This window comes from Ruegeria arenilitoris, assembly GCF_013032445.1.
Taxonomy (GTDB): domain Bacteria; phylum Pseudomonadota; class Alphaproteobacteria; order Rhodobacterales; family Rhodobacteraceae; genus Ruegeria; species Ruegeria arenilitoris_F.
In genome coordinates this window covers 221,883-244,375 of record NZ_WQCA01000008.1, presented here as the reverse complement: position 1 = coordinate 244,375, position 22,493 = coordinate 221,883, and the positions used below count along the sequence as shown (strand labels likewise).

The window sequence follows — 22,493 nt, the reverse complement described above, 5'->3', positions numbered from 1 at the left end:
CAGTGCCGGTCAGGCGGCGAATTTCACCCAAGCCCAGACCATCGCGATATAAGTCAGGTTGTGCATCAACTGATCCAGCCCAGTGGCACGCCAGAAAGCCGCCTGTGCCGGAGACAGTTTTTTCTTGTCCGAATAATTGGCCTTGGCAAAGTCGATATTGAAATGGACGATCCATTCCAGCGCGGAAATGATCAGAATAAATGACCACGGCGCCCCGAAAAGCAGGAAGACGATTATTGACCCGACAACATGCACAGCTGCATGCTGTGCGCGGCCCCAGTGAAAGTATTCACCGCGCCCGGACAACATTTTTGGAGTCTGAAGAAAATAGTCCGCAAACATATGTTTGATCTGCAATAAGCAGAGCATCAATAGCACTGCGCCTATGCTGGCAGTCAAATTGTTCCTCCCGATATCGTCCTGAAGCGAAGCTTACGGGCTAAACCGTTGCGGCGCAAATGAACTTGTTCACACATGGCGGATAATTTCTAACTGGAAACCATTTGCGTCACAGGTCACGATTGCTGTAAATTCAGAGTGTTGGATTTGCGGCACTTTCTTCAGGATCGGATCAGTTATCCACAACAGGGGCAGGTTCCATAGAACGTTCGATTTTCCGGTTTATTTGGAAGTACTCAAAACGCGATCAACTGATCCTGTTGGCCGTGACGTCCACGCTATTTCCATTGTTGTATTTAACGCTGGAACTACCCAAGCGCATCATCAACGATGCGATCGGTGCGGCCAGTCCTGTGGTCGACTTTCTGGGATATGAGCTACCGCAAACGACATTCCTGATCATCCTTTGCTGTGCCTTTCTGGTGGCGGTGCTGGCGCATGGCCTGATGAAGATGCGCATCAACACCATGAAAGGCGTGCTGAGCGAACGGATGTTGCGCCGGTTCCGTTACCAACTGATCAACCGCGCCCTGCGCTTTCCGCAACCCTATTTCGAACGGGTTAGCCAGGGCGAGATGGTGTCGATGATCACCGCCGAAAGCGAGCCGATGGGCGGTTTGATGGGGGATGCGATCAGCCAGCCGGTGCTGCAAGCCGGTCAGATGATCACGATCCTGTCTTTCCTGTTCCTGCAAAGCGTCTGGTTCGGCCTTGCCGCCGTGGCGTTGATCCCGCTGCAGGCGTGGCTGATCCCCAAGCTGCAGCGGCAGATCAACCTACTGAACAAGAAACGCATTCAGGAAGTCCGCATTCTGGCCGCTCAGATCGGCGAGAACGCCGCCGGGGCTTCGACCCTGCGGGGTAATGGCGGTTGGCGCTATCGACGTGCGATGATCTCAGAACAGTTGGGGCGTTTGTTCGGTATCCGGTTCGAGATCTACCAGAAAAAGTTTTTTATGAAGTTCATCAACAACTTCATCTCGCAGTTGACGCCTTTCATGTTCTACCTGGTTGGTGGTCTTCTGGTTCTGCAGGGCTCGGTCTCGCTGGGGGCGCTGGTGGCGGCCTTGGCCGCGTACAAGGATCTGAGCTCGCCGTGGAAGGAACTGCTGACCTATTACAACCAGACGCAGGACATGTCGCTGCGCTGGGATGTGGTGATCGAACGCTTTGCGCCGCCGGGGATGCCGGATGAAAAGCTGTTCGAGGGCGAGCCCGAAACCTGCCCGCGTCTGAATGGCGATATCTTGCTGGATCGGGTTTCGGTCCGGGATATGGACGGCAATCAGGTGCTGGATGATCTGAACCTCACATTTGCCGGCGGGCAAACCATCGGCATCGCTGCCCCCAGCGAAGAGGATCGACGCGCTGTGGCCGAGCTGCTGACGCGGGAAATCCTGCCCAGTTCGGGTCGGGTTGAGGTGGGCGACGAAAATCTGGCGACCCTGCACCAAAGCGTCGTCGCCGCGCGCATCGGCTATGCCTCGTCACGTCCGGTCATGTTTCAGGGCACGCTGGGCGACAATGTCATGATGCCGATGCGACAAAGGCCACTAACAACCCAAACCGACGACCCCGACTTTGCCGAGACGCAGCGCGCAGGCAACAGCCCCGATCCATATCAAGCAGACTGGCTCGATCCATCGCTGGCCGGTTTGGATAGCCCCGAGGCGTTACGGGACTGGTGGCTGCATTTGATTGATGGAATGGGGTCGGGGGCCGCTTTGTTCCAACGTGGATCGGATCAGGTATTCGTCGCCGCCGAACATCCGGAACTTGCGCAGAAACTGGTTGAGCTGCGCCCTGTTGTGCAACAGGCAGTGCAAAAGGCCGGTCTGGATCAACAGGCGTTGGTCTTTGACTGGTGCACGTATAATTCGGCGTTACCTGTCGCGGAAAATCTGCTGTTCGCGACGCCACGGGTTCCGGTTACGCAGGAGCTGTTGGCCCGCCAGACCGTTTTCCTTGGGCAGCTGCGTGAGTTGGGGCTGGACAAAACGCTGGTCAGTCTGACCCGCGACGTGATTGAGATGCTGCGCCAGATCTTTGGTCTGGACGGAACAGACCATCCGTTGTTCCGCAAGCTTGGTCTGGAAGCCAAAACTTACGAGACCGCACTTGAGCTTGTCGAGAAGACCCGGAACGAGGGCGTGTCGGGGCTGGATGACGAAAAGCTGGCGAACCTTCTGGCGGTGCCGTTTGTGATCTCGGCTGAACAGATCGGGCCCGCCTTCACGGATGAGCTTAAGAACCGCATTCTGGAACTGCGTCATAGCCACTCGGAAAAGCTGTTAGAGGGCTTGCAGGATGTCTTTTTGCCACTGCATAAAGACGCTTTCGCGCCCGGTTTGACGGTGATGGAGAATGCTCTGTTCGGCAAGGTCAGCCAAATTGGCGGCGGTCGTTCGGACGAGGCGCGCAAGTTGATTGTCGATGTTCTGGACGCAAACGGTGCGCGTCCGCTGGTGGTTGAGCTGATTTACGACGTGCCGGTCGCAATCGGTGGTCAGAACCTGCCTGCCGTCTTTGCCGAACCGTTGGCCTTTACACGTGCGACGATCAAGAAGCCTGATATTCTGATCCTGGAAAATGCGCTTGCCAGCTATGACATGAGAACTCAGGTCGCGGTCTACAAAAACCTGCGCGAGTTGTTGCCGGATACGACCGTGATCTATCTGAATGACCATTTTGAAAACCCGGACAAGTTCGACAGTTTTGTTGAAATCCGGCAAGGTCGTGTGGTTTCAGATAAAGGGGATACCACGGTGGAAGAGGACAGCGCCGCCTCGGCCGACCTGGCGCGCAAGCTGCGCGCGTTGGAGCAGACACCGCTGTTTTCCGGTCTCGACCGCAGACAGTTGCGTCTGCTGGCCTTTGGTGCGCGCTGGTATGATGCCCAGCCGGGCGAGGTCGTGTTCCTGAAGGACGACCAGCCCACCGACGGCGCCTATGTGGTGTTGGAAGGGAAGGCAGGGCTGTACCTGCCGCAGAAGGAAGGACCCGACCAACTGATCACCAAGGTCGGACCGGGCGCGCTGGTTGGGGAACTGGGGCTGATCCGCAAGGAACCCCGCGCGCTCAGCATGGTTGCCGAGACCGAGCTGTCCTGTCTGCGGATCGGTGAGGAGGAATTCCTGGCTGTGGTTGAAAACGACGCTGCGACCGCCTTCAAGCTGTTGCAGGTGATCGCGGGCTATGTCTCGAACTAACTGTCCGGCTTGCAGAACAGATCATACAGCAGCCCGATGACCTGCGCGGTATTGCCATCCTGCAGCGAGTAATAGATGGTTTTTCCTTCTCTGCGGGTCGAGACCAACCGTTCTTGACGTAGTCGCGCCAACATTTGGCTGACAGCTGCCTGACGGGTTTGAAGCAGGTCCTCAAGCTCGCTCACAGATTTCTCGCCTTCACCCAGATGGCACAGGATCATCAGCCGCCCCTCATGCGCCAGCACTTTCAGAAAGGCCGCAGCCTGGGCGGCGCTTTCTTTCATATCGGCAGGACTATCTGCCTGAGCGCTTTTGGTGTCTTCTGGCTTGGTGGTCACGAGTGGCCTGTTTCGCAACTTGGGGTAGGGCCAATATGACCCAAACCGGGTTTGATTGTCACCCCTCGGTCGCTGGCGCGCCGCCCTGAAAGGCGTTGCCGTTGACATAGTCGCAGGGCACTTCCTGCATTTGCAGGTGCAACCCGTCGCCGGTGTAAGGATGCGCGCGGGCCAGATCTTCGTCCACGTCGATCCCCAAACCGGGCGCGGTCGGGGCGTGTACAAAGCCCTCGTCCACACGAAGCGTGCCTTTGATCAGGGCGTCATGGAACGGGGTTTCGATGGTCTCCAGCAGCAGCAGATTCGGGATCGACGCGGCGAGATGGATGTTGGCGGCCCATTCGACCGGCCCGGCATAAAGGTGGGGGGCCATCTGGGCGTTGAACACCTCGGCCATGGCGGCGACCTTTTTCATCTCCCAAATGCCACCGGCGCGACCCAATGCAGGTTGTAGGATCTCGGCGGCCCCAGCACGCAGGACGGCACCGAATTCGGCCTTGGTGGTCATGCGTTCGCCGGTGGCTACAGGGATGCGGACGTTTCGGGCAACGCGGGCCATGTCCTCGATCATGTCTGGCGGGGTGGGCTCTTCGAACCATAGCGGAGAATACGGCTCCAGCGCTTGGCCCAGCCGGATCGCGCCCGCCGTGTTGAACTGGCCATGTGTGCCGAACAGCAGATCGGCCTTGTCACCCACGGTCTCTCGGATCGCTTTGCAGAAGGCGACCGACATCGAAATATCGGACATCGCCGGCATATGCCCGCCGCGAATGGTGTAAGGGCCGGCGGGATCGAATTTCACCGCCGTGAACCCGCGCCGCACCATCTCGGCCGCGCATTCCCCGGCCTGTTCGGGCGAGGTCCAGAAATCGGTCAGGCTATGCTGGGGTAGGGGGTAGAGGTAGGTATAGGCCCGGATAAGCTTGTTCATCAGCCCGCCCAGCAGGGCATAGACCGGGCGGTCGCGATCCTTGCCCAGAATGTCCCAGCACGCGATCTCAAGCCCCGAGAATGCGCCCATCACGGTCAGGTCCGGGCGCTGGGTGAAACCGCTGGAATAGGCGCGGCGGAACATCAGCTCAATGTTTTCCGGATTTTCACCCAGCATGTGCCTTTCGAAGACGTCGCGAATGACATGCTGCATCGCATCGGGGCCAACCGAGGACGCATAACATTCGCCCCAACCGGTGATCCCGGTATCAGTGGTGACTTTCACCAGTATCCAATAGCGCCCACCCCAGCCCGGCGCGGGCGGGGCGGTGACGATGATGTCGAGGTCCTGCAGTTTCATCCGCCGTTACCCCCTCTCGAACAGGATCACGTTGCGCTTGGCCGATCCGGTTTTGGTGTCCTCAATTGCCTCGTTGATCTGGTCCAGAGACCAACGGCCCGAGATCAGTTCATCCAGCTTCAACCGCCCCTGTTCATAGAGGTCGATCATCCACGGAATATCGCGCTGAATAACCACATCGCCCATCTTCGAGCCGACAAGCCCCTGACCCAGCGCCGCCAGAACAACGGGTTCATAGCTGGACATATCGCCTGAATGCGGCATGCCGATCATGATCGCCTTGCCACCACGGCCCAAATAACGCGGGGCCTGATCATATGCCGGGATCGCGCCAACGGTGATCAGGACCGCATCGGCGCCGCGCCCGCCCAGAGCTTTGTAGGCGGCTTTCCACGGTTGCTTTTGGCTGGCCAGAACGCCGTGGGTGGCGCCGAATTCCCTGGCGATTTCCAGTTTATCTTCGGTCATGTCGACTGCCACAATCCGCCGCGCGCCAGCGAGGCGTGCGCCCTGAATGGCATTCAGCCCGACGCCACCTGCACCGATGACAACCACGTCCTGACCGGGGCGGAGCTTGGCTGCATTCACCGCCGCACCAACCCCGGTGATCACCCCACAAGACAGCAGGCTGGCGACATCCTTGGGCATGGTTTCGGGGATTTTCACGATTTGTCGGTGGCTGACGACGACTTTCTCGGCAAATGCTCCGCAGGCCATTGCCTGATCCAGTGGCCCCCCGTCCGACGTGCGCAGCGGTCCGTTGACCGAGTCATAGGGCGTCTCGCAGATCGTCGGCTGACCACCTGCGCAGGATGGGCAGGACCCGCAGGCGCGAATCAGGGTTACCACGACCGCATCGCCCACCTGAAACCCTCCTGCCGCGTCTCCGGTTGCGGTGATCACGCCTGCGGCTTCGTGCCCGTAGACGGCAGGCAAGTGCCCGCCCCAGGCCCCGGTGGCGTAAGTGATGTCGGAATGGCAGATCGCCACCGCATCCAGCGTCACCTCGACCTCTTCGGTGCCGGGGGGCGCGATCTGGATGTCTTCGATGACCAGAGGCGCGTTGAACGCCCGGCAGACGGCGGCTTTGATAGTTTGCATTCTTGTACCTCACTCCCTTTGGTCCACGGTGGCGCGAGAAACTTTGTGTCGCAAGACGGAAACCGTCATTCAGAGGTCGTTGTTACGCCGCGATAGGGCGCGACCGCAAAAAGAGTGCAAACCCGAAGACCATCAACAGCATCGCCAGTACAAACGGTGCCCCGGGCAGATACAGTGCTGCATCGGGTTTCACGAACTGCGCGAACACACTTGTCATCACCAGTGGAGAGATCACCATCGACAACGCGTGTAAGGAGGTCAGCACCCCCTGCAGTTCACCCTGCTGCGAGTCCGGCGTGGCACGAGACGTCAGGGCCTGCAGAGCCGGAGTGACGACCGCGCCCAGCGCGGTGACTGGGATCAGCATCAGGGCAATGAAACCGTTGGTCAGGAAGGCCAGCAGCAGGAAGCTGGCGATCTCGAACCCCATGCCGAAGATGATCGTGACCCGCTCACCCAGATACCGCGTTGCGGGGCGGATCAGGCCGCCCTGGACGGCTGCCATACCGATGCCGTAGACACCCAGCGACAGGCCGATCATCTGTGGCGACCAGCCGAAACGCTCGGTCGTGAAATAGGCCCAGATCGCGGGGTAGACGTAGATCGACACCGAATACAGGAAATAGACCCACAGCATCGGGCGAATACCGGGCAGTGAGGCGATGGCCCGCAGCGAATTCACCGGATTGGCCCGGCGCAGGCTGAAGGCCCGGCGGGTTTTGTCGGTCACCGTTTCCGGCATCACCAGCAGGCCTGCTAGAAACGCCAGCGCGGATAGGGCGGCGGCGGCCCAGAAAGGCGCGCGGGTGCCGTATTCGCTCAGCAGCCCTCCGATTACCGGGCCCAATACGAACCCAACCCCGAAGGCGGCGCCCAGAAGGCCGAAATTCGCGGCCTTTTCATGCGGTTTCGACACATCGGCCATGAACGCGGCGGCCGTGGCATGGGTGGCGGCGGTGATGCCGCCGATGATGCGCCCCGCCAGCAACAGCCAGATGCTGCCTGCAACGGCCATCACCACGTAGTCCAGCGACATCACGAACAGCGACACCAACAGAACCGCGCGCCGCCCGTAGGCGTCGGAGAGGTTGCCCAGAATCGGACCGAATACGAACTGCATCGCCGCAAAGGCAGTACTCAGAACGCCGCCCCAGATTGCGGCATCGGCTAGGGTACCCCCCTGAACCTCGACAATCAGGTCGGGCATGATTGGCAAAACCAGACCGATGCCCATTGCGTCGATCATGACCGTACCGAGAACGAAGAGAAAAGGCAGACGCATGGCACCCAGTCGCAAGTTTTAACCGGACCCTAGCACGCTTGGTTCACGTGTGAAGCACCCGTTACGCTTGGTTAGGCCGCCGGCAATTTTTGTTCCAGATCGTCCAGAATTTCCGCCAGATGGCGGGGGTGCGAGAAGAACGGAGAATGAGAGCTGTTGATCGTTGCGCGCAACTCTTCGGGCGCGATGTGGCTCATTTCTTCTTCGTACTCTGTCGGAATTGTGTGGTCGTCTGTGGCGCGAATATAGGCCTTGGGGACGCGTGCGAAATTGCCGTACAAAGGAAGAGGGGTTTCCTGCGGGGCAACGGCCTGCCGACAAAGACGCGCGAAGGCATAAGGCACGATTTCCGGTGCGCAATCGTGGTAGAAAAGGTCGCGCACCTTCTCTGGCCTTACTGCGTAAGACAAACCGTCGGTGGATTTTTCGACAGCGTCGACGATCAGTTGACGCGGGGCCCTCCTGCGCATCTCGACCATAGACAGGCCGTCCTGTGGAACATAGGCGCACAGATAGATCAGCGCCCGCATGGCTTTGGGGTTGGCCTCGGCGGCCGCGCTGATCGGATAACCCCCCCAGGAATGGCCGACGATAATCGTCTGCGGGGTTGAGGCCGACAGAACCGCATCCCGGCAGCCGTCCAGCGTGACATCGGCAATCGGCGTCGGGTCCGCGCCGTGGCTCGGCATATCGATGGCGCGTGCCGAATGGCCCAAGGCCTCAAGCGCGGGGATCAGATCGCGCCAACACCAGGCTCCGTGACAGGACCCATGTACCAACAGGAAATCTGCCATTGTCACGCTCCTTCTAAATGTCCGGTTTCGGTCAGGAAACCCCGTAGCAGAGCCGCGTATTCCGCCGGTTGTTCGACGCAGGGCAGGTGACCGGCCCGGCGCATCAGTTCGAATTTCGAGCCGGGGATCAGGTCGACCGTTTCGCGCACCAAATCGGGTGGGGTCGAGCCATCCTCGCTGCCTGCAATTCCCAGCGTGGGCAGGCGCAGGCCGCTGGTGGGGGTGTAGAAATCCGTGCCTGAGATCGCGGCGCAACAGCCCAGATACCCGTCCACGGGCTGTCGCACCATCATGTTGCGCCAGAACAGATGATCGGGCGAGGCACGGTAATTCTTCGAAAACCACCGCTCCATCGTCGCATCGGCCAGTGCTTCGATACCGCCTTGATGCACTGCGTCCATCCGATCCTGCCAGATCGAAGGGATGCCAATCTTGGCGGCCGTGTTCGACAGAACCAGCGCACGGACCTGATCCATCCGCTTCACCGCCAGACCCTGTGCGATCAGCCCGCCGATGGACAGGCCGACAAAAACGCAATCCCGCACGTTCAGATGCTCCAGCAGCGCCTCGGCATCGCGCACCAGCGCACCCATGGAATAGGGAGCCGGGGGCTGCGACGACAACCCATGCCCGCGTTTGTCATAGCGGATGATCCGCAGGCCCGCAGGCAGGTGAGGCAACACAGCGTCCCATAGACGCAGATCGGTGCCCAGTGAGTTGGCAAAAACAATTGGCGCACCATCCGGATCACCATCGACCCGATAGTGCAACTGCACCTCGCCAAGATCCAAGATCTGCATGACTCAATCCCCGTCGCCATACGTTAAGACATCACAGTGACCCAATCATTGATTCATGTCAGGTCAGGAATTCCAGTGCTTTTCCAAATACTTCGGGGTCTGCATTGCCCCCCGATGCCACAACGATCACCGCTTCGCCTTCGATCTCGTCACGACGAAACAGGGCCGAGGCCAGTGACACCGCACCGCCCGGTTCCAACACTAGTTTCAGTCGCAGGAAGGCCTGCGCCATGGCCCGCATCGCTTCTTCTTCGGTGACCGACAGGCCCGGCCCGCACAGGCGGCTCAGGATCGGAAAGGTGATCTGCCCCGGCTGCGGCGTCAGGATCGCGTCACAGATATTTCCCGAAGCAGCATTGTTGTTCTGTATCCGGCCCGTTGCCAGAGAGCGTTTAACATCGTCGAACCCTTCGGGCTCGCACGGGCGGGCGCGCAGGCCGGGCGCATGAGCTTCCAGGGCCAGCGCAATCCCCGAGGTCAGCCCGCCACCCCCGCAGCAGACCAGTACATCGGCCTGCTCGACGCCCATCTCGGCGGCTTGCCGGGCAAGCTCCAACCCGGTGGTGCCTTGGCCAGCAATCACCTGCGGTTCGTCGTAGGGGCGGATCAGGGTCAGGCCACGTTCGGCCGCCAGCGCCTCGCCAATCTCTTCGCGGCTTTCATTGGCACGGTCGTACAGAACCACTTCACCGCCCAGGGCGCGGGTGTTGTTGATCTTCAACTGCGGCGCATCCGAAGGCATAACAATTACCGACGAAATTCCGTGTTGCGTGGCGGCATAAGCCACGCCCTGTGCATGGTTGCCCGAGGAAAAGGCGATTACCCCACGCTGCCGATCCGCCTCGTCCAAAACCGAGATCGCCGACCACGCGCCACGAAACTTGAAGCTGCCGGTATGTTGCAGGCATTCGGGTTTCACCAGCACCCGGCGCCCCGCCAGTTCATCCAGAAATGGCGAAGTCAGAAGGGGCGTTTCCCGAACGTGGCCCTTCAACCGCTCGGCGGCGGCTTCGATCATTTGCAAAGTGCTCATGCGGCGTCCAATACCTTGCGAATAAGGTCCAGCGACTGCGGTTCATCCAGAAACGGAACATGCCCGCGATCCGGAACCTCAACTGAGATAAGACCGGGATGGCGTTTGTGCATTTCGCTCAGCGTTTCTTTGCCGAGAACGTCCGAGTTCGCGCCCCGTATGACGCCGGTCGGGATGTCGCGCAGCGCTTCAAAGAACATCCACATATCCGGGATGGCCCCGGCAGCGGCCTGATCCAGCAAGGCCTTGCGCAAGGCGGGATCATAGCGCAGAGCCAAACCGTCCTCGGTCTGTTCATACTGAACCTCGGCCTGCGCGCGCCACCTGCTAAGCGGGACGCCGGGGAATTGCGGCTCCATCACTTGCTGCAGGGTAGCTGCTGCCTCGTCATATGTCTTCGCCGCCGGCGGTCGCCCGACATAATCCATGATCTTGGCCATACCCGAGGTCTCAATGACCGGCCCCACATCTGTCAGGACTACGGCGGACAGGCGTTCGGGGTGGCTGGCGGCCAGTGCCATCGCAATCAGACCGCCGCGTGATGTGCCCAGAACGGCCACGCGATCCAGCCCCAAATGATCCAGCAATTCGATTGCGTCATGGGATTCACGCAGAACGTTGTAGTTCATGAAGTCCGGGTCGTAGTCCGAGTGCCCGCGGCCCCGGTAATCCATCGTGATCATCCGCAGGTCAGAGATATGCGGCGTGAGGAACGAGAAATCCCGGCTGTTACGGGTCAATCCGGCAAGGCACAGCACCGGGGTTCCGGACCCGGTATCGGAGTAGTAGAGGCGCCTGTCGTCGGAAGTCGTGAAAAATGCCATTAAAGTCCAGCCAGTTGAGGGATTCTTGTCAGGTCGGACAGTACATGCGTTGGTTCCCATGGCAAGCGGTCCATTGGCTCTTTTGCCCTGTTCACCCACGCGGTTTCAAAGCCATAACCACTGGCCCCTGCAGCATCCCAGCCGTTTGAGCTGACAAACAGAACTTCATCACGGGCGCAGCCAAATCTCTGTTGAACCAGATCATAGACGCTGGAATGGGGTTTGAAGACACCCACGGTTTCAACCGACAGAACATCGTCCAAAACATCACCAATCCCAGCCGACTGCACCGCACCATCCAGCATTGGCAGCGACCCGTTCGACAGAATCGCGGTGTTCAGCCCTCCGGCCTTCAGATCAACCAGCATCTGGGGAACCTCGGGGTAGGCCTGCAACTCCCAATACAGATCCAGCAGTCGCTGGCGCATAACCGGGTCGCCGTCCAGCCCGGTGGCCTCAAGTGCCCAGTCCAGCCCGTCTTGGGTCACATCCCAGAAATCGGCATGGGCGTCGGTGATTGCGCGCAGCCAAGTGTATTGCAGCTGCTTCAGCCGCCAGTGATTGGCCAGTTCGGGCCATTTCTGCTGCAGCTTCTCGAAACCAGGCTCGGCTGCCGCCTGCCGCGCGGCGGCGGCGACGTCGAACAGCGTGCCATAGGCGTCGAATACGCATGTGGTTATTGGCATCAGTACCCCTCCCTTAATCGCGCGCAGGTTGGCACAAGAGTTGCAGGCGCAAAAGGGGGGAGGGTTTACAATGCCGTGTCACTCCCTAGGTTTGGTCGCTTAAACCCTTAACGGCCGGAGGCCACCTATGACCGAGATCAAACAAGGCGACACGGTTCGCATCCACTACACAGGGACGCTGTTGGACGGCAATGTGTTCGACAGCTCCGAAGGGCGCGATCCGTTGGAATTTGTGGTCGGGTCAGGCCAGATCATCCCCGGGCTGGATACGGCCATGCCGGGTCTGACCGTGGGTGAGAAAAAGCGGGTTGAGATCGCCTGCGTGGATGCCTATGGCCCGATCAACCCCGCCGCGCGTCAGCAAATTCCGCGTGAAGGCTTCCCGGATGACGTTCCGCTGGACCCCGGCACCCAGTTGCAGATGCAGACACCAGACGGGCAGGCCGTGCCGGTGACGGTGGTCGATTCCGACGAGGCAACTGTTACGCTTGACGCAAACCACCCTCTGGCCGGTCAGGACCTGATTTTCGATATTGAGGTCGTCTCGGTCAACTGACCACGTTGGGCCAGTGAGTTGGATCAGCCTGAAATCAGGCTGGTCCAGGATGCGAAGTCTGCGCGTACATCTGCTTGCGTATAGAACACAAACAGCATTAGCAGCATGGTTAGGGTCAACAAGGCGATCCGCCCACGTTGTCCCAGAAAACCTTGCTTGCGACGGGAGGTCCGAGAGGTGTTTGCGATGATGTGTTCTGCTTTGCTCATGCCGCTATCCGTGCCCGCGAAAGATGGTTAAATCTTGGCGCGGGCAGGGAAAGATCGGGTCACATGTGATCTGGCTGCGGCATACCCAGAACGTGGAAGCCACCGTCGACTTTGATGATCTCGCCCGAGGTGCAGGCACCGGCTTCGGATGCAAGATAAACGGCGGTGCCACCAACGGCCTCAAGAGTTGCGTTCGAACGCATTGGCGCGTTCTGATCGCAGAACTTGTAAGTCTTGCGTGCGCCACCAATGGCCGCGCCCGCCAGCGTCTTCATCGGGCCGGGTGAGATGGCGTTGACGCGAATGCCTTCGGGGCCAAGGTCGTTGGCCAGATAGCGCGTTGCCGACTCCAGCGCTGCTTTTGCTACGCCCATTACGTTGTAGTTCGGCACAACCCGATTCGAGCCCTGATAGGTCAGAGTCAGCAGCGAGCCGCCATTGTCTTTCATCAGCGGATAGGCGCGGCGTGCAACCTCGATAAAGGAATAGGCCGACACGTCCATCGAGTGTTTGAAGTTCGCCCGAGTGGTGTTCAGGAACCGGCCGGTCAGTTCTGACTTGTCCGAATAGGCAATCGCATGGACCACGAAATCAATCGTCGGCCAGCGTTCGCCCAATTCGCTAAACGCGTGGTCCAGCGACTCGTCGTCGGTGACATCCGCATCCACCATGAAATCGCTGCCAAGGCTCTGGGCCAGGGGTTCCAGCCGTTTGCCGAAAGCTTCACCTTGATAGGTGAATGCCAGTTCCGCGCCGGCCTCGTGCATGGCTTTGGCAATGCCCCAAGCAATCGAGCGGTCGTTGGCCACGCCCATTATCAGGCCGCGTTTGCCCTTGAGAAGATCCGACATCATTTTCACCCGTTATATTTTGACAGAACCATGGACCCGTTAGTGCCGCCAAAGCCGAAGCTATTGGTCATGACACTGTCCAGACCAGCGTTTTCAACTACTTGAGTTGCAATTTCACCGGGCAGGATGCCTTCGGCAAGCGTGTCGACGTTGATCGACGGAGTAATAAAGTCATTGTCCAGCATGAGCAGACAGAATATGGCTTCTAGCGCGCCAGCAGCGCCCTGCGCGTGGCCGGTCATCGACTTGGTCGATGAAATCGGCGGCACGTTGCCTTCGCCAAAGATGCGGCGGACGGCTTCGACCTCGCCCACATCGCCAACCGGGGTCGAGGTGCCGTGAGCGTTGATATAATCGACTTTGCGGCCTTCGGGCAGGGTGCCCAGCGCCAGACGCATCGCGCGCTCGCCGCCTTCGCCCGAGGGGGCCACCATGTCGTGACCGTCCGAAGTGGCGGCATAGCCGGTGACTTCGGCGTAAATCTTGGCGCCGCGCGCCAGCGCGTGGTCCAGATCCTCAAGCACGACGATGCCGCCACCGCCCGAAATTACGAAGCCGTCGCGATCCTGATCGAACGCCCGCGAGGCTTTCTCGGGTGCGTCATTGTATTTCGAAGACATCGCACCCATCGCGTCGAACAGGCAAGACAGGGTCCAATCCAATTCCTCGCCGCCGCCAGCAAACATAACGTCCTGCTTGCCCAGCATGATCTGTTCTGCCGCGTTGCCGATGCAATGCAACGATGTCGAGCAAGCCGAGGTGATCGAGTAGTTGATGCCTTTGATCTTGAACGCGGTTGCAAGGTTCGCGGAAATCGTCGAGCACATGCATTTGGGCACCGCAAACGGACCAATCCGCTTAGTCGCACCGGTTTTCAGCACGGTCTGATGTGCGGTCAGCATCGCACTGGTCGAAGGGCCACCGGACCCGGCAACCAGACCGGTGCGCGGGTTCACCACCTGCTCTTCAGTCAAGCCGGCATCGGCGATCGCCTGGCTCATCGCGATATGGGCATAGGCCGCACCGGGGCCCATGAAGCGCAGGGTGCGCTTGTCCACATGCTCGGACACGTCAATCTTCAGCGATCCGGCGATCTGGCTGCGAAAGCCGTGTTCAACCATCTGCTCATTGGCCTCAATGCCGGACTTGCCGGCCTTCAGCGAGGCCAGAACCTCTTCGGCATTGTTCCCGATGGAGGAAACAACCCCCAGACCGGTGACAACTACTCGACGCATGTGCGTGCTCCTTATTTCAGGCCGGTCCGGCTTAGGCTTCGGACAGAACGACTTTCATGTCTTTGACGTCGTAAATCATTTCGCCGTCCGCTTCGACGATACCATCCGCCACACCCATGGTCAGGCGGCGGGTCTGGATCGCCTTTTTGAAATCGATTTTATAGGTCAACATCTTGCGGTCCGGGCGTACCATGCCAGTCAGCTTGACCTCACCCACGCCCACGGCCATGCCGCGGCCCTGCCAGCCGCGCCAGCCCAGATTGAACCCGGTCAACTGCCACAGACCATCCAGCCCAAGACAGCCCGGCATGATCGGGTTGCCGGGGAAATGGCAGTCAAAGAACCACAAGTCCGGGGTGATATCGAACTCGGCCAGAACGTGACCTTTTCCATGCGCGCCGCCATCAGCCGAGATATCGGTGATCCGGTCCATCATCAGCATTGGCGGAGCAGGCAACTGCGCATTGCCGGGGCCGAATAATTCGCCTCGGGCGCATTTCAGCAGATCGTCCTTGTCAAAGCTGCTCGGGAATTGGGCCATTCTGCCGCCTCTCCTGCCAGGGGTCCGTTTCTATAATCTGGCCTCACCTAGCACCCGTATGCAAGGTCCTGCAAGAGCGGTCGCCCACATCATGTTGTGTTCAGGGCAATCTTTGCGAATGAATTTCATTTGAAATTACCTGACATGAGCACTTATATATAAGTCAGCAACAAACGGGTATCGGATTCATGACACCTCAAAGCCAGAGCAGAGCCACAAATTGGTTGGTCGATGCGGGATTGCGCCCGACGCGTCAGCGTATGGCTTTGGCCGAGCTGCTGGTTGGCGACGGCCGTCATCGCCATGTCACGGCGGAAAGCTTGTTTGAATCGGCTAAGAAGAACGGCGATGCCGTTTCTCTTGCAACAGTCTACAACACGCTGCGTGCGTTTTGCGAAGCCGGTGTTTTGCAGGAAATCACGGTGGACGGTTCAAAAAGCTATTTCGATACCAATACCCATGATCACCCCCATTTCTACTGGGAAGATGAAACCCGCCTGAGCGACGCGCCTTCAGATCAGCTGGTGATTCAGCGCCTGCCCGAGGCCCCCGACGGGGTCGAGATCGCCTCGGTCGACGTCGTGATCCGTCTGCGGAAGAAATAACCTCACGTCACCAGTCCTGTCAGTGCCCGCTCGGCGAGCGACGTATGCGCATCGGTGGGGCCTGTGCCATGTCGGGCCAGTACCACGGGTTCGGCTGCAAACGGGTCTGAAATCGGCAGGCTTAGCAGGGGCATCCCGTCATAGCTGACCTCGGCAGGTGGGTTGGCATAGCTGATCGCAACGCCCTCATTGTGGGCCGCGAGGCTGCGTTGAATTTCCAGCGAGGCCGCGCGGTGGGCCACTTTCGGGCTTTCTCCGATCTGCCGAAACAGCCCTAACACGTGTTGTGCGGATAGGCCTTCTTCGGACAGGATCAACGGATGGGTGGCTAGGTCGCGCATGGAAACCTGGCTATTCGAGGCCAAAGGGTGATCCGGCGAAAAAAGCGCGCGCGGAGAGCTGGTGTACAGCGTGTGCCGGGTGAACGTCGCGTCCATGCTCAGCCCGTAGGTCAGCGCGAGGTCGATCCGCCCGTCGATCAGGCCGGAAATCAACCCTTCGAAACTGTCCACCCTGTAGGATACCACCACATCCGGCATCTCGGCGCGCAATTGCCGCAGCGCACGGGCCAGCAGAAACGGAGCCAGATCGACGAAACACCCCAGCCGTAACCGGGCCTTGCCCGTGCCGGTATCGGTGGCGTTTTCCAGCCGGGCGGCGCTGGCCAGCAAGGCCTCGGCTTCTTCGATGAAACTGCGGCCCTGTGGGGTAAGAGCCATTGCCGCACCGCGCCTGCGGGCAAACAGGGGATAGCCCAGTTGTTCTTCGACCCGGGTTAGTGCGTTGGACAGTGCTGGTTGCGAAACGTTCAGGTGCTGCGCGGCGGCGGACAGGCTGCCATGCCGTCCGATGGCGCAGACATATTCATATTGGCGCAGTGAAATATATAACATGAAGTTAAGTGTATCTTTGAAAGATATGACTTGAACAGAGGGCATCCCCATGTGCAGATCACAGCACCCAAAGGCACGGAGACAGACATGACGCACCCTCTGGTCACGCAAGAGATGATCGACACCTACCAACAGGACGGTGTTGTCCTGATCAAAGGGCTGTTTGCCGATCACGTCGAGGCTCTGCGCGACGGCGTCGCCGCGAACATGGCCGACCCCGGGCCTTATGCGTCGGACAACAAGAAACAGGGCGAGACCGGCCTGTTTTTTGACGATTACTGCAACTGGTCGCGGATTGATCAGTTTCGTGAGGCGATCGAAACCTCTCCGGCGGCTGAGGTTGCGGCGGATCTGATGAAATCGCAGACCGTGCAGATGTTCCACGACCACGTTTTGGTCAAGGAGCCGGGCACCTCAATGGCGACGCCATGGCATCAGGACGGGCCGTACTACTTTGTCGAAGGGCAGCAAACCATCAGCTTCTGGTCCCCACTAGACCAGGTGAAACAGGCAACGCTGCGTTGTGTGGCGGGCTCGCACCGGTGGGAGAAAGAGGTTTTGCCGACCCGCTGGGTCTCGGAAGAGGGGTTTTTCCCCGACGAAGGCCAGTACATCCCCGTCCCGGACCCTGATGCCGAAGGGATGAAGGTCGTGGAATTCGAGATGGAGCCGGGTGACGCGGTGGCCTTCAACTACCGAACGCTGCACGGTGCGCGTGGCAACCAATCCGACAGCCGCCGCCGGGCGTTTTCGCTGCGTCTGGTTGGAGATGATGCGCGCTATGTGGAACGTCCGGGCCGGACCTCACCGCCGTTTCCGGGCCATGAAATGACCCCCGGCCAGCGCCTGCGCGAGGATTGGTTCCCGATTCTGCTGCAGCGCTAGGCTCAGAACCACTGGCCCGATTCGATCAGCCCCAGATCGAGTAATTGACCGGACGTCCACTGGAACGGCACCGAGTTGTGCCAGCAAAAGCTGGGGATGTCGAAGGTAGACCCGGCATTGCTTTTCAACGCCTTTGCGGCGCGGAATGAGCAGACGGCGGCCGTCATATTGTGGTGCCATGGGCAGGAATAGGTGTTGTATTCCGGCTCGTTGAAGGTGTGATCGAGACGCAGCTCCAGACCCTTGCGGGATTTGAAAAGGGCGATCCGGTCAATGCCGCGGCGCTCGTATGGAATGTGATCCTCGAACCGCCAGCGCAGGCCACCGGACATGTCCAACTGCCGCTCGACCGGGTGGCCTTCGGCGTTGTGGCGGGTATGGGCATAATAGCCGGTGCTGTCCAGCATCGCGCGGTCCGGTGCGACTCCGTTCGGATAAGCGTTCAGGTCGTCGGCATAGAGGTCGATCACATGGCTCAGCATCGCGTCGCGGCGTTCTTCGGCGTGAAAGGCCAGCAATTCGCCCACCGTTCGGGTCTCGCAAAACGGAAAGAACAGGTATTCGGCGTTGTAGCAGTAATACATCCAGATGCCGGGGGCGGCGTGGATGATTCTGTTGATGGTGTCGAAGACAACGGCGCTGGGTACACAGGTCAGGGCGACGCGGTGGATGCGCTCGGACAGCTCGGGGTCCAACGCGAAATCCTGCGGCATGAAGGCGATCACGGATTTGAACCCCAGATGCAGATGGTGCCGGATGGTGCTGTCGATCTCGACCATGTCCTCGGCAAAGATCAGGGCGACCGGGCCTTTGGCCAGCGCCGATTTGCCTGAATTCAGGAAAACGTCGAGTGAGTCGTATTGCATTGCCTGTCCGGTTCCACTTTGCTGGAATCTTCGGCCAAAATCGGGTATCCGCCCCGGCATTGCAAGCGGCGTTCGTAAGGTATAGATGACGCCGATCCCGCGAACGCAAAGGCCATATCCATGTCAGAACCCAAAAAGCTGTACATCAAAACCTATGGTTGCCAGATGAACGTCTATGACAGCGAGCGCATGTCCGAGACGCTGGGCGGGCAGGGCTATGTGGAAACCCAAAGCCCCGATGATGCGGATATGATTCTGTTGAACACTTGCCACATCCGGGAAAAGGCCGCCGAAAAAGTCTATTCCGAGTTGGGCCGGTTCAAGGGGCTGAAAGCGGAAAAGCCTGATCTGAAGATCGGTGTGGCGGGTTGCGTGGCGCAGGCCGAGGGCGAGGAAATCATGCGCCGTCAGCCGCTGGTCGATCTGGTGGTTGGGCCGCAAAGCTATCACCGCCTGCCCGAGATGGAGGCCAAGACCCGCACCGGTGCCAAGGCGCTGGACACGGATTTCCCCGAGGAGGACAAGTTCGAAAAGCTGAAGAACCGCCCCAAGGCCAAGCGTGGCCCGACGGCGTTTCTGACCGTGCAGGAAGGCTGCGACAAGTTCTGCGCCTTCTGCGTGGTGCCTTATACCCGCGGTGCCGAGGTCAGCCGCCCGGCGGATCGCATCATTCGTGAGGCGCATGATCTGGTCGAACGCGGCGTGCGCGAGATCACTCTGCTGGGTCAGAACGTCAACGCCTATCATGGCACGGGTCCAAACGGAGACATGACGCTGGCCGGTCTGATCTGGGAGTTGAACAAGGTCGACGGGCTGGAGCGTATCCGCTTTACCACCTCGCACCCCAATGACATGGCGGAGGATCTGATCGAGGCGCATGGAACCTGCGAAAAGCTGATGCCCTATCTACACCTGCCGGTACAGTCGGGATCAGACCGCATCCTCAAGCGCATGAACCGCAGCCACACGGCTGAGAGCTACCTTCGTCTGATCGAGCGTATTCGTGCCGCACGCCCAGATATTGTTATGTCCGGTGACTTTATCGTCGGCTTCCCTGAAGAAACCGAAGAGGATTTTCAGGCCACGCTGGATTTGGTCGAAGAGGTTAAATACGGCTATGCCTATTCCTTCAAATACTCGACACGCCCCGGGACCCCAGCGGCCGAACGACCTCAGGTCGATCCTGCGGCGGCGGATGACCGCCTACAGCGCCTGCAGGAAATGATCACCTGGCATCAACGGGAAATTCAGGACTCGATGGTTGGCCGCAAGGTCCGCGTTCTGTTTGAGAAAACTGGTCGTTTGCCGGGGCAAATGGTTGGAAAGTCTGAGTATTTGCATTCGGTTCATGTGTCTGATGCAAATGTCGATGTGGGTGACTTGCGAGAAGTTTTGATCACCGACTCTGGGGCCAATTCGTTAGCAGGGGCGCTGGTTTGATCCTGTGGGCAAGTGCTGTTTGAAAACCATAGTCAGCATTTGTTTCCGTTTTTAACCCTTGATTTATCACTGGTAACTATGGTCCGAGAAAGCTCAGGTTTTTTGGGCGCTAAGTTTACGCGTCCCTTAAGGCCCAAGTATGTGCTGACCCGAATCGCGGGCTGGGACGATGGAGGTTTCGAGTGCTTTTTCTAACACGTTGCTTTGGATCAAATAGCCGAGTTGCTTTAACTGCGGTTTTGGTCCTTTCACTTTGTTCTAACGCAACGGTTGCGGGCAATCTCGAACAGGGCGTGACTGATCCCCCGGTTGTCAGTTCCAAGCGCCTTGGTAGTGACGTAAGCGCTTTCTATTTGGGCCTCAGTGGCGGTCATGCCTCAAACGGGTCGGATCGATTCGGTCTGCGGACCCCGGCGGGAACATTCCAAGTTGGTGAATTGGACCTGCGCGGAGGGTATTTCGGTATTCGAGGTGGCTGGCGTGGTGTTCTTCCGGCCGCGGGCGGGCGTGACTATGTCTATGGGGTCGAACTGGGTTATGATACTGGAACGATTGATGATTTGGTCTCAACCGAGATTGGCGGCATCACGGCCACCGGAGGTTCGAAGGTCTCGGACGTTCTCTCGATACGGTTACGTAATGGTCTGACCAACAAAAGCGGATCCGTCCTTTATTTTGTTTCAGTCGGGTATGTGCAAGGTGACGTTGAAACCACCAGCAGTTTGGCCCTTGGGCCCGTCCCACAACGCTTTGAAGAAAGTGATACGCGCGGCGGGTACTCGGCCAGTATTGGGGCGGAGCACAAGCTGAATGAAAACTGGTCGATCACAGGCGAGTATGAATACGTGCAGTTCGATTCACGTACCGTTGAGTTTGACAACGGATTTTCGACGAAATCCACACCTCGTTACCGTGGCCTGAGATTTGGATTGAACTATACATTCTGATGGCGCGGGTCTTGCCGATCTGTGTCCCGCGTCGGCGGTTTTACCATCCATTGGTGAAAATTTGAATCTGTGGCTTGCGCCTACCGAGATTTGTTGTCTACGCTCAGGGTGAAACGCCAAGACAGGAGAACGGATTGGCCATCGGTGCCCTTACCCCACCGCAAGATGACATGCCCCAGAGCGAGGCGTTTGTTGAATTCCCTGACAATCGGTTGTTGATTGATTTGTGCGGCGAGTATGACCGCAACCTGACCGAAATCGAACACAAGCTGTCTGTGCAGATCGTGCGACGCGGCAATCAGTTGGTTGTCATGGGCGACGAAGACTCGCAAAAACAGGCCATTGAGGTGCTGCAGGCGCTTTATACCCGTCTTGAGGGCGGTCGCGATGTAGAGGCTGCGGACGTGGACCGCGAGCTACGGATGGGCAGTTCCGAGACAGGAACCGGCAGCCGCGACGGCGACCAGCTTGAGATGTTCAAGGGTGGCACGGTTGAAATCAAAACCCGCAAAAAACTGGTTGAGCCACGCACAGATGCACAAAAGGCCTATGTCCAATCCCTGTTCAACAACGAACTGGCCTTTGGAATCGGCCCTGCGGGCACCGGCAAAACCTATCTGGCGGTGGCTGTCGGCGTGTCGATGTTCATCGGAGGGCATGTGGACCGGATCATTCTCAGCCGTCCCGCCGTCGAGGCTGGTGAAAAGCTGGGCTATCTACCGGGCGACATGAAGGACAAGGTCGATCCTTACATGCAACCGCTCTATGACGCGCTGAACGATTTTCTGCCCGGCAAGCAGTTAGCCAAGTTGATCGAAGAAAAACGAATCGAAATCGCTCCGCTGGCGTTCATGCGCGGTCGGACGCTGGCCAACGCGTTTGTTGTGCTGGACGAGGCGCAGAACGCTACCACCATGCAGATGAAGATGTTCCTGACACGTTTGGGTGAGGGCAGCCGCATGGTCATTACCGGAGACCGGTCGCAGGTGGACCTGCCACGTGGGGTTCAGTCGGGGCTTGCGGATGCCGAACGGTTGCTGAAGACGATCCCGAATATCAGCTTCAACTATTTCACCTCGAAAGACGTGGTCCGCCACCCGCTTGTCGCCGCCATTATCGAAGCGTATGAGGCCGACTCAGGCCGTGAGACGGGGTAATCGTCCAGGGCCGTGGGCTTTGGGCACGGTGACATGAACCTTGAAATAACGATCGAAGACACGCGCTGGCAGCGGCTGGAGCCCTTGGCCACGCGGGCCATACAGGCGGTATTGGATCATTGCGATCTGGACGCTGATCTGTGTGAAATCAGCCTGCTGGCCTGTGACGACACCCGGATCGCCGATCTGAATGCCGAGTTTCGGGAAAAGCCCACTCCAACCAATGTGCTCAGTTGGCCAGCCGAGGATTTGGCTGCTGACCAACCGGGCCAGTCGCCGCTGCAGCCCGAACAAGACTTCACAGGTGAAATCGCGCTGGGGGATATTGCGATTTCCTATGACACCTGCGCGCGCGAGGCGGACGAGGCGGGCAAGCCCATGGATGATCACGTCACGCACCTGATCATTCACGGAACTTTGCATTTATTGGGATACGATCACATCCGTGATGAAGACGCGGATTTGATGGAAGCCGTCGAGGTCGATATACTTGGCAAACTGGGTCTTGATGACCCATATAACGCGTAGACAGGCCTATACGGCCGATTAAT

24 protein-coding genes are annotated in these 22,493 nt (G+C 59.0%); 8 read left to right on the top strand and 16 right to left on the bottom strand.

The window, feature by feature from the left end; genetic code table 11:
• Window positions 1-9 precede the first annotated feature (9 nt).
• Window positions 10-369: a DUF3307 domain-containing protein gene (locus GOW98_RS13845; RefSeq protein ID WP_437436860.1), complete on the bottom strand. Its 360-nt coding sequence runs from the start codon at window positions 367-369 to the stop codon at window positions 10-12.
• A 242-nt stretch (window positions 370-611) separates the two neighbouring features.
• On the opposite strand from GOW98_RS13845, the gene GOW98_RS13840 reads away from it, so the two are divergent.
• Window positions 612-3,608: a cyclic nucleotide-binding domain-containing protein gene (locus tag GOW98_RS13840; protein ID WP_367646849.1), complete on the top strand. Its 2,997-nt coding sequence runs from the start codon at window positions 612-614 to the stop codon at window positions 3,606-3,608.
• Here the strand turns inward: GOW98_RS13840 and GOW98_RS13835 are convergent.
• The 9 genes from GOW98_RS13835 to GOW98_RS13795 form a co-directional block, all read right to left on the bottom strand.
• Complete coding sequence (locus GOW98_RS13835) at window positions 3,605-3,892, bottom strand: ArsR/SmtB family transcription factor (protein WP_170333071.1); 288 nt, start codon at window positions 3,890-3,892, stop codon at window positions 3,605-3,607. The genes GOW98_RS13840 and GOW98_RS13835 overlap by 4 nt on opposite strands.
• 112 nt (window positions 3,893-4,004) lie before the next feature.
• Complete coding sequence (locus GOW98_RS13830) at window positions 4,005-5,237, bottom strand: mandelate racemase/muconate lactonizing enzyme family protein (protein ID WP_170332970.1); 1,233 nt, start codon at window positions 5,235-5,237, stop codon at window positions 4,005-4,007.
• Between the two features lie 6 nt (window positions 5,238-5,243).
• Window positions 5,244-6,338 (bottom strand): Zn-dependent alcohol dehydrogenase, encoded by a 1,095-nt coding sequence (locus GOW98_RS13825; protein ID WP_170332968.1) that lies wholly within the window; start codon window positions 6,336-6,338, stop codon window positions 5,244-5,246.
• A gap of 82 nt (window positions 6,339-6,420) precedes the next feature.
• Window positions 6,421-7,620 carry a TCR/Tet family MFS transporter gene (locus GOW98_RS13820; RefSeq protein ID WP_170332966.1) on the bottom strand — a complete coding sequence of 400 codons (1,200 nt, stop codon included), beginning with the start codon at window positions 7,618-7,620 and terminating at the stop codon, window positions 6,421-6,423.
• A 71-nt stretch (window positions 7,621-7,691) separates the two neighbouring features.
• On the bottom strand, window positions 7,692-8,414 hold the full coding sequence (locus GOW98_RS13815; RefSeq protein WP_170332965.1) for an alpha/beta fold hydrolase: 723 nt from the start codon (window positions 8,412-8,414) through the stop codon (window positions 7,692-7,694).
• A 2-nt stretch (window positions 8,415-8,416) separates the two neighbouring features.
• On the bottom strand, window positions 8,417-9,214 hold the full coding sequence (gene pcaD / locus GOW98_RS13810; RefSeq protein WP_170332962.1) for a 3-oxoadipate enol-lactonase: 798 nt from the start codon (window positions 9,212-9,214) through the stop codon (window positions 8,417-8,419).
• A 58-nt stretch (window positions 9,215-9,272) separates the two neighbouring features.
• A complete protein-coding gene (locus GOW98_RS13805; RefSeq protein WP_170332960.1) occupies window positions 9,273-10,247 on the bottom strand; it encodes a threonine ammonia-lyase in 975 nt (324 codons plus the stop codon).
• Window positions 10,244-11,071 (bottom strand): alpha/beta fold hydrolase, encoded by an 828-nt coding sequence (locus GOW98_RS13800; protein ID WP_170332958.1) that lies wholly within the window; start codon window positions 11,069-11,071, stop codon window positions 10,244-10,246. The genes GOW98_RS13805 and GOW98_RS13800 overlap by 4 nt, the downstream gene beginning before the upstream one ends.
• On the bottom strand, window positions 11,071-11,757 hold the full coding sequence (locus tag GOW98_RS13795; RefSeq protein ID WP_170332956.1) for a haloacid dehalogenase type II: 687 nt from the start codon (window positions 11,755-11,757) through the stop codon (window positions 11,071-11,073). Before GOW98_RS13795 ends, GOW98_RS13800 begins: the two co-directional genes overlap by 1 nt.
• Window positions 11,758-11,884: 127 nt before the next feature.
• Here GOW98_RS13795 and GOW98_RS13790 point away from each other — a divergent pair, with 127 nt between their 5' ends.
• On the top strand, window positions 11,885-12,313 hold the full coding sequence (locus tag GOW98_RS13790; RefSeq protein ID WP_170332954.1) for an FKBP-type peptidyl-prolyl cis-trans isomerase: 429 nt from the start codon (window positions 11,885-11,887) through the stop codon (window positions 12,311-12,313).
• A gap of 23 nt (window positions 12,314-12,336) precedes the next feature.
• Here the strand turns inward: GOW98_RS13790 and GOW98_RS13785 are convergent, their stop codons facing one another.
• Genes GOW98_RS13785 through fabA form a run of 4 tightly spaced genes read right to left on the bottom strand, consistent with a single transcriptional unit; the run spans window position 12,337 to window position 15,149 of the window.
• Window positions 12,337-12,522, bottom strand: a complete 186-nt coding sequence (locus GOW98_RS13785; protein ID WP_170332952.1) for a hypothetical protein — start codon at window positions 12,520-12,522, stop codon at window positions 12,337-12,339.
• A 59-nt stretch (window positions 12,523-12,581) separates the two neighbouring features.
• Window positions 12,582-13,373, bottom strand: a complete 792-nt coding sequence (locus GOW98_RS13780) for an enoyl-ACP reductase FabI (RefSeq protein WP_170332950.1) — start codon at window positions 13,371-13,373, stop codon at window positions 12,582-12,584.
• Between the two features lie 5 nt (window positions 13,374-13,378).
• Complete coding sequence (gene fabB / locus GOW98_RS13775; RefSeq protein ID WP_170332948.1) at window positions 13,379-14,608, bottom strand: beta-ketoacyl-ACP synthase I; 1,230 nt, start codon at window positions 14,606-14,608, stop codon at window positions 13,379-13,381.
• Window positions 14,609-14,639: 31 nt separating this feature from the next.
• Window positions 14,640-15,149, bottom strand: coding sequence for a bifunctional 3-hydroxydecanoyl-ACP dehydratase/trans-2-decenoyl-ACP isomerase (gene fabA, locus GOW98_RS13770; RefSeq protein ID WP_170326986.1), 510 nt, complete (start codon window positions 15,147-15,149; stop codon window positions 14,640-14,642).
• Window positions 15,150-15,337: 188 nt separating this feature from the next.
• On the opposite strand from fabA, the gene irrA reads away from it, so the two are divergent.
• Complete coding sequence (irrA, locus tag GOW98_RS13765; RefSeq protein WP_170332946.1) at window positions 15,338-15,754, top strand: iron response transcriptional regulator IrrA; 417 nt, start codon at window positions 15,338-15,340, stop codon at window positions 15,752-15,754.
• 2 nt (window positions 15,755-15,756) lie between these two features.
• Here the strand turns inward: irrA and GOW98_RS13760 are convergent, their stop codons facing one another.
• The gene (locus GOW98_RS13760; protein ID WP_170332944.1) at window positions 15,757-16,647 is read right to left on the bottom strand and encodes a LysR family transcriptional regulator; all 891 of its coding nucleotides are present in this window, start codon (window positions 16,645-16,647) and stop codon (window positions 15,757-15,759) included.
• Window positions 16,648-16,734: 87 nt separating this feature from the next.
• Between GOW98_RS13760 and GOW98_RS13755 the strand changes: the two genes are divergently transcribed.
• On the top strand, window positions 16,735-17,532 hold the full coding sequence (locus GOW98_RS13755) for a phytanoyl-CoA dioxygenase family protein (protein ID WP_170332942.1): 798 nt from the start codon (window positions 16,735-16,737) through the stop codon (window positions 17,530-17,532).
• A gap of 2 nt (window positions 17,533-17,534) precedes the next feature.
• Here the strand turns inward: GOW98_RS13755 and GOW98_RS13750 are convergent, their stop codons facing one another.
• The gene (locus GOW98_RS13750; protein ID WP_170332939.1) at window positions 17,535-18,398 is read right to left on the bottom strand and encodes a hypothetical protein; all 864 of its coding nucleotides are present in this window, start codon (window positions 18,396-18,398) and stop codon (window positions 17,535-17,537) included.
• 120 nt (window positions 18,399-18,518) lie between these two features.
• Here GOW98_RS13750 and miaB point away from each other — a divergent pair, with 120 nt between their 5' ends.
• The 4 genes from miaB to ybeY all read left to right on the top strand — a co-directional run bounded on the left by miaB (window position 18,519) and on the right by ybeY (window position 22,470).
• Window positions 18,519-19,838 carry a tRNA (N6-isopentenyl adenosine(37)-C2)-methylthiotransferase MiaB gene (miaB, locus tag GOW98_RS13745; protein ID WP_170332937.1) on the top strand — a complete coding sequence of 440 codons (1,320 nt, stop codon included), beginning with the start codon at window positions 18,519-18,521 and terminating at the stop codon, window positions 19,836-19,838.
• 293 nt (window positions 19,839-20,131) lie between these two features.
• The gene (locus GOW98_RS13740; protein ID WP_367646846.1) at window positions 20,132-20,785 is read left to right on the top strand and encodes an outer membrane protein; all 654 of its coding nucleotides are present in this window, start codon (window positions 20,132-20,134) and stop codon (window positions 20,783-20,785) included.
• A gap of 134 nt (window positions 20,786-20,919) precedes the next feature.
• A complete protein-coding gene (locus GOW98_RS13735) occupies window positions 20,920-21,942 on the top strand; it encodes a PhoH family protein (protein ID WP_170332933.1) in 1,023 nt (340 codons plus the stop codon).
• Between the two features lie 33 nt (window positions 21,943-21,975).
• The gene (gene ybeY / locus GOW98_RS13730; RefSeq protein WP_170332931.1) at window positions 21,976-22,470 is read left to right on the top strand and encodes an rRNA maturation RNase YbeY; all 495 of its coding nucleotides are present in this window, start codon (window positions 21,976-21,978) and stop codon (window positions 22,468-22,470) included.
• Window positions 22,471-22,493 lie beyond the last annotated feature (23 nt).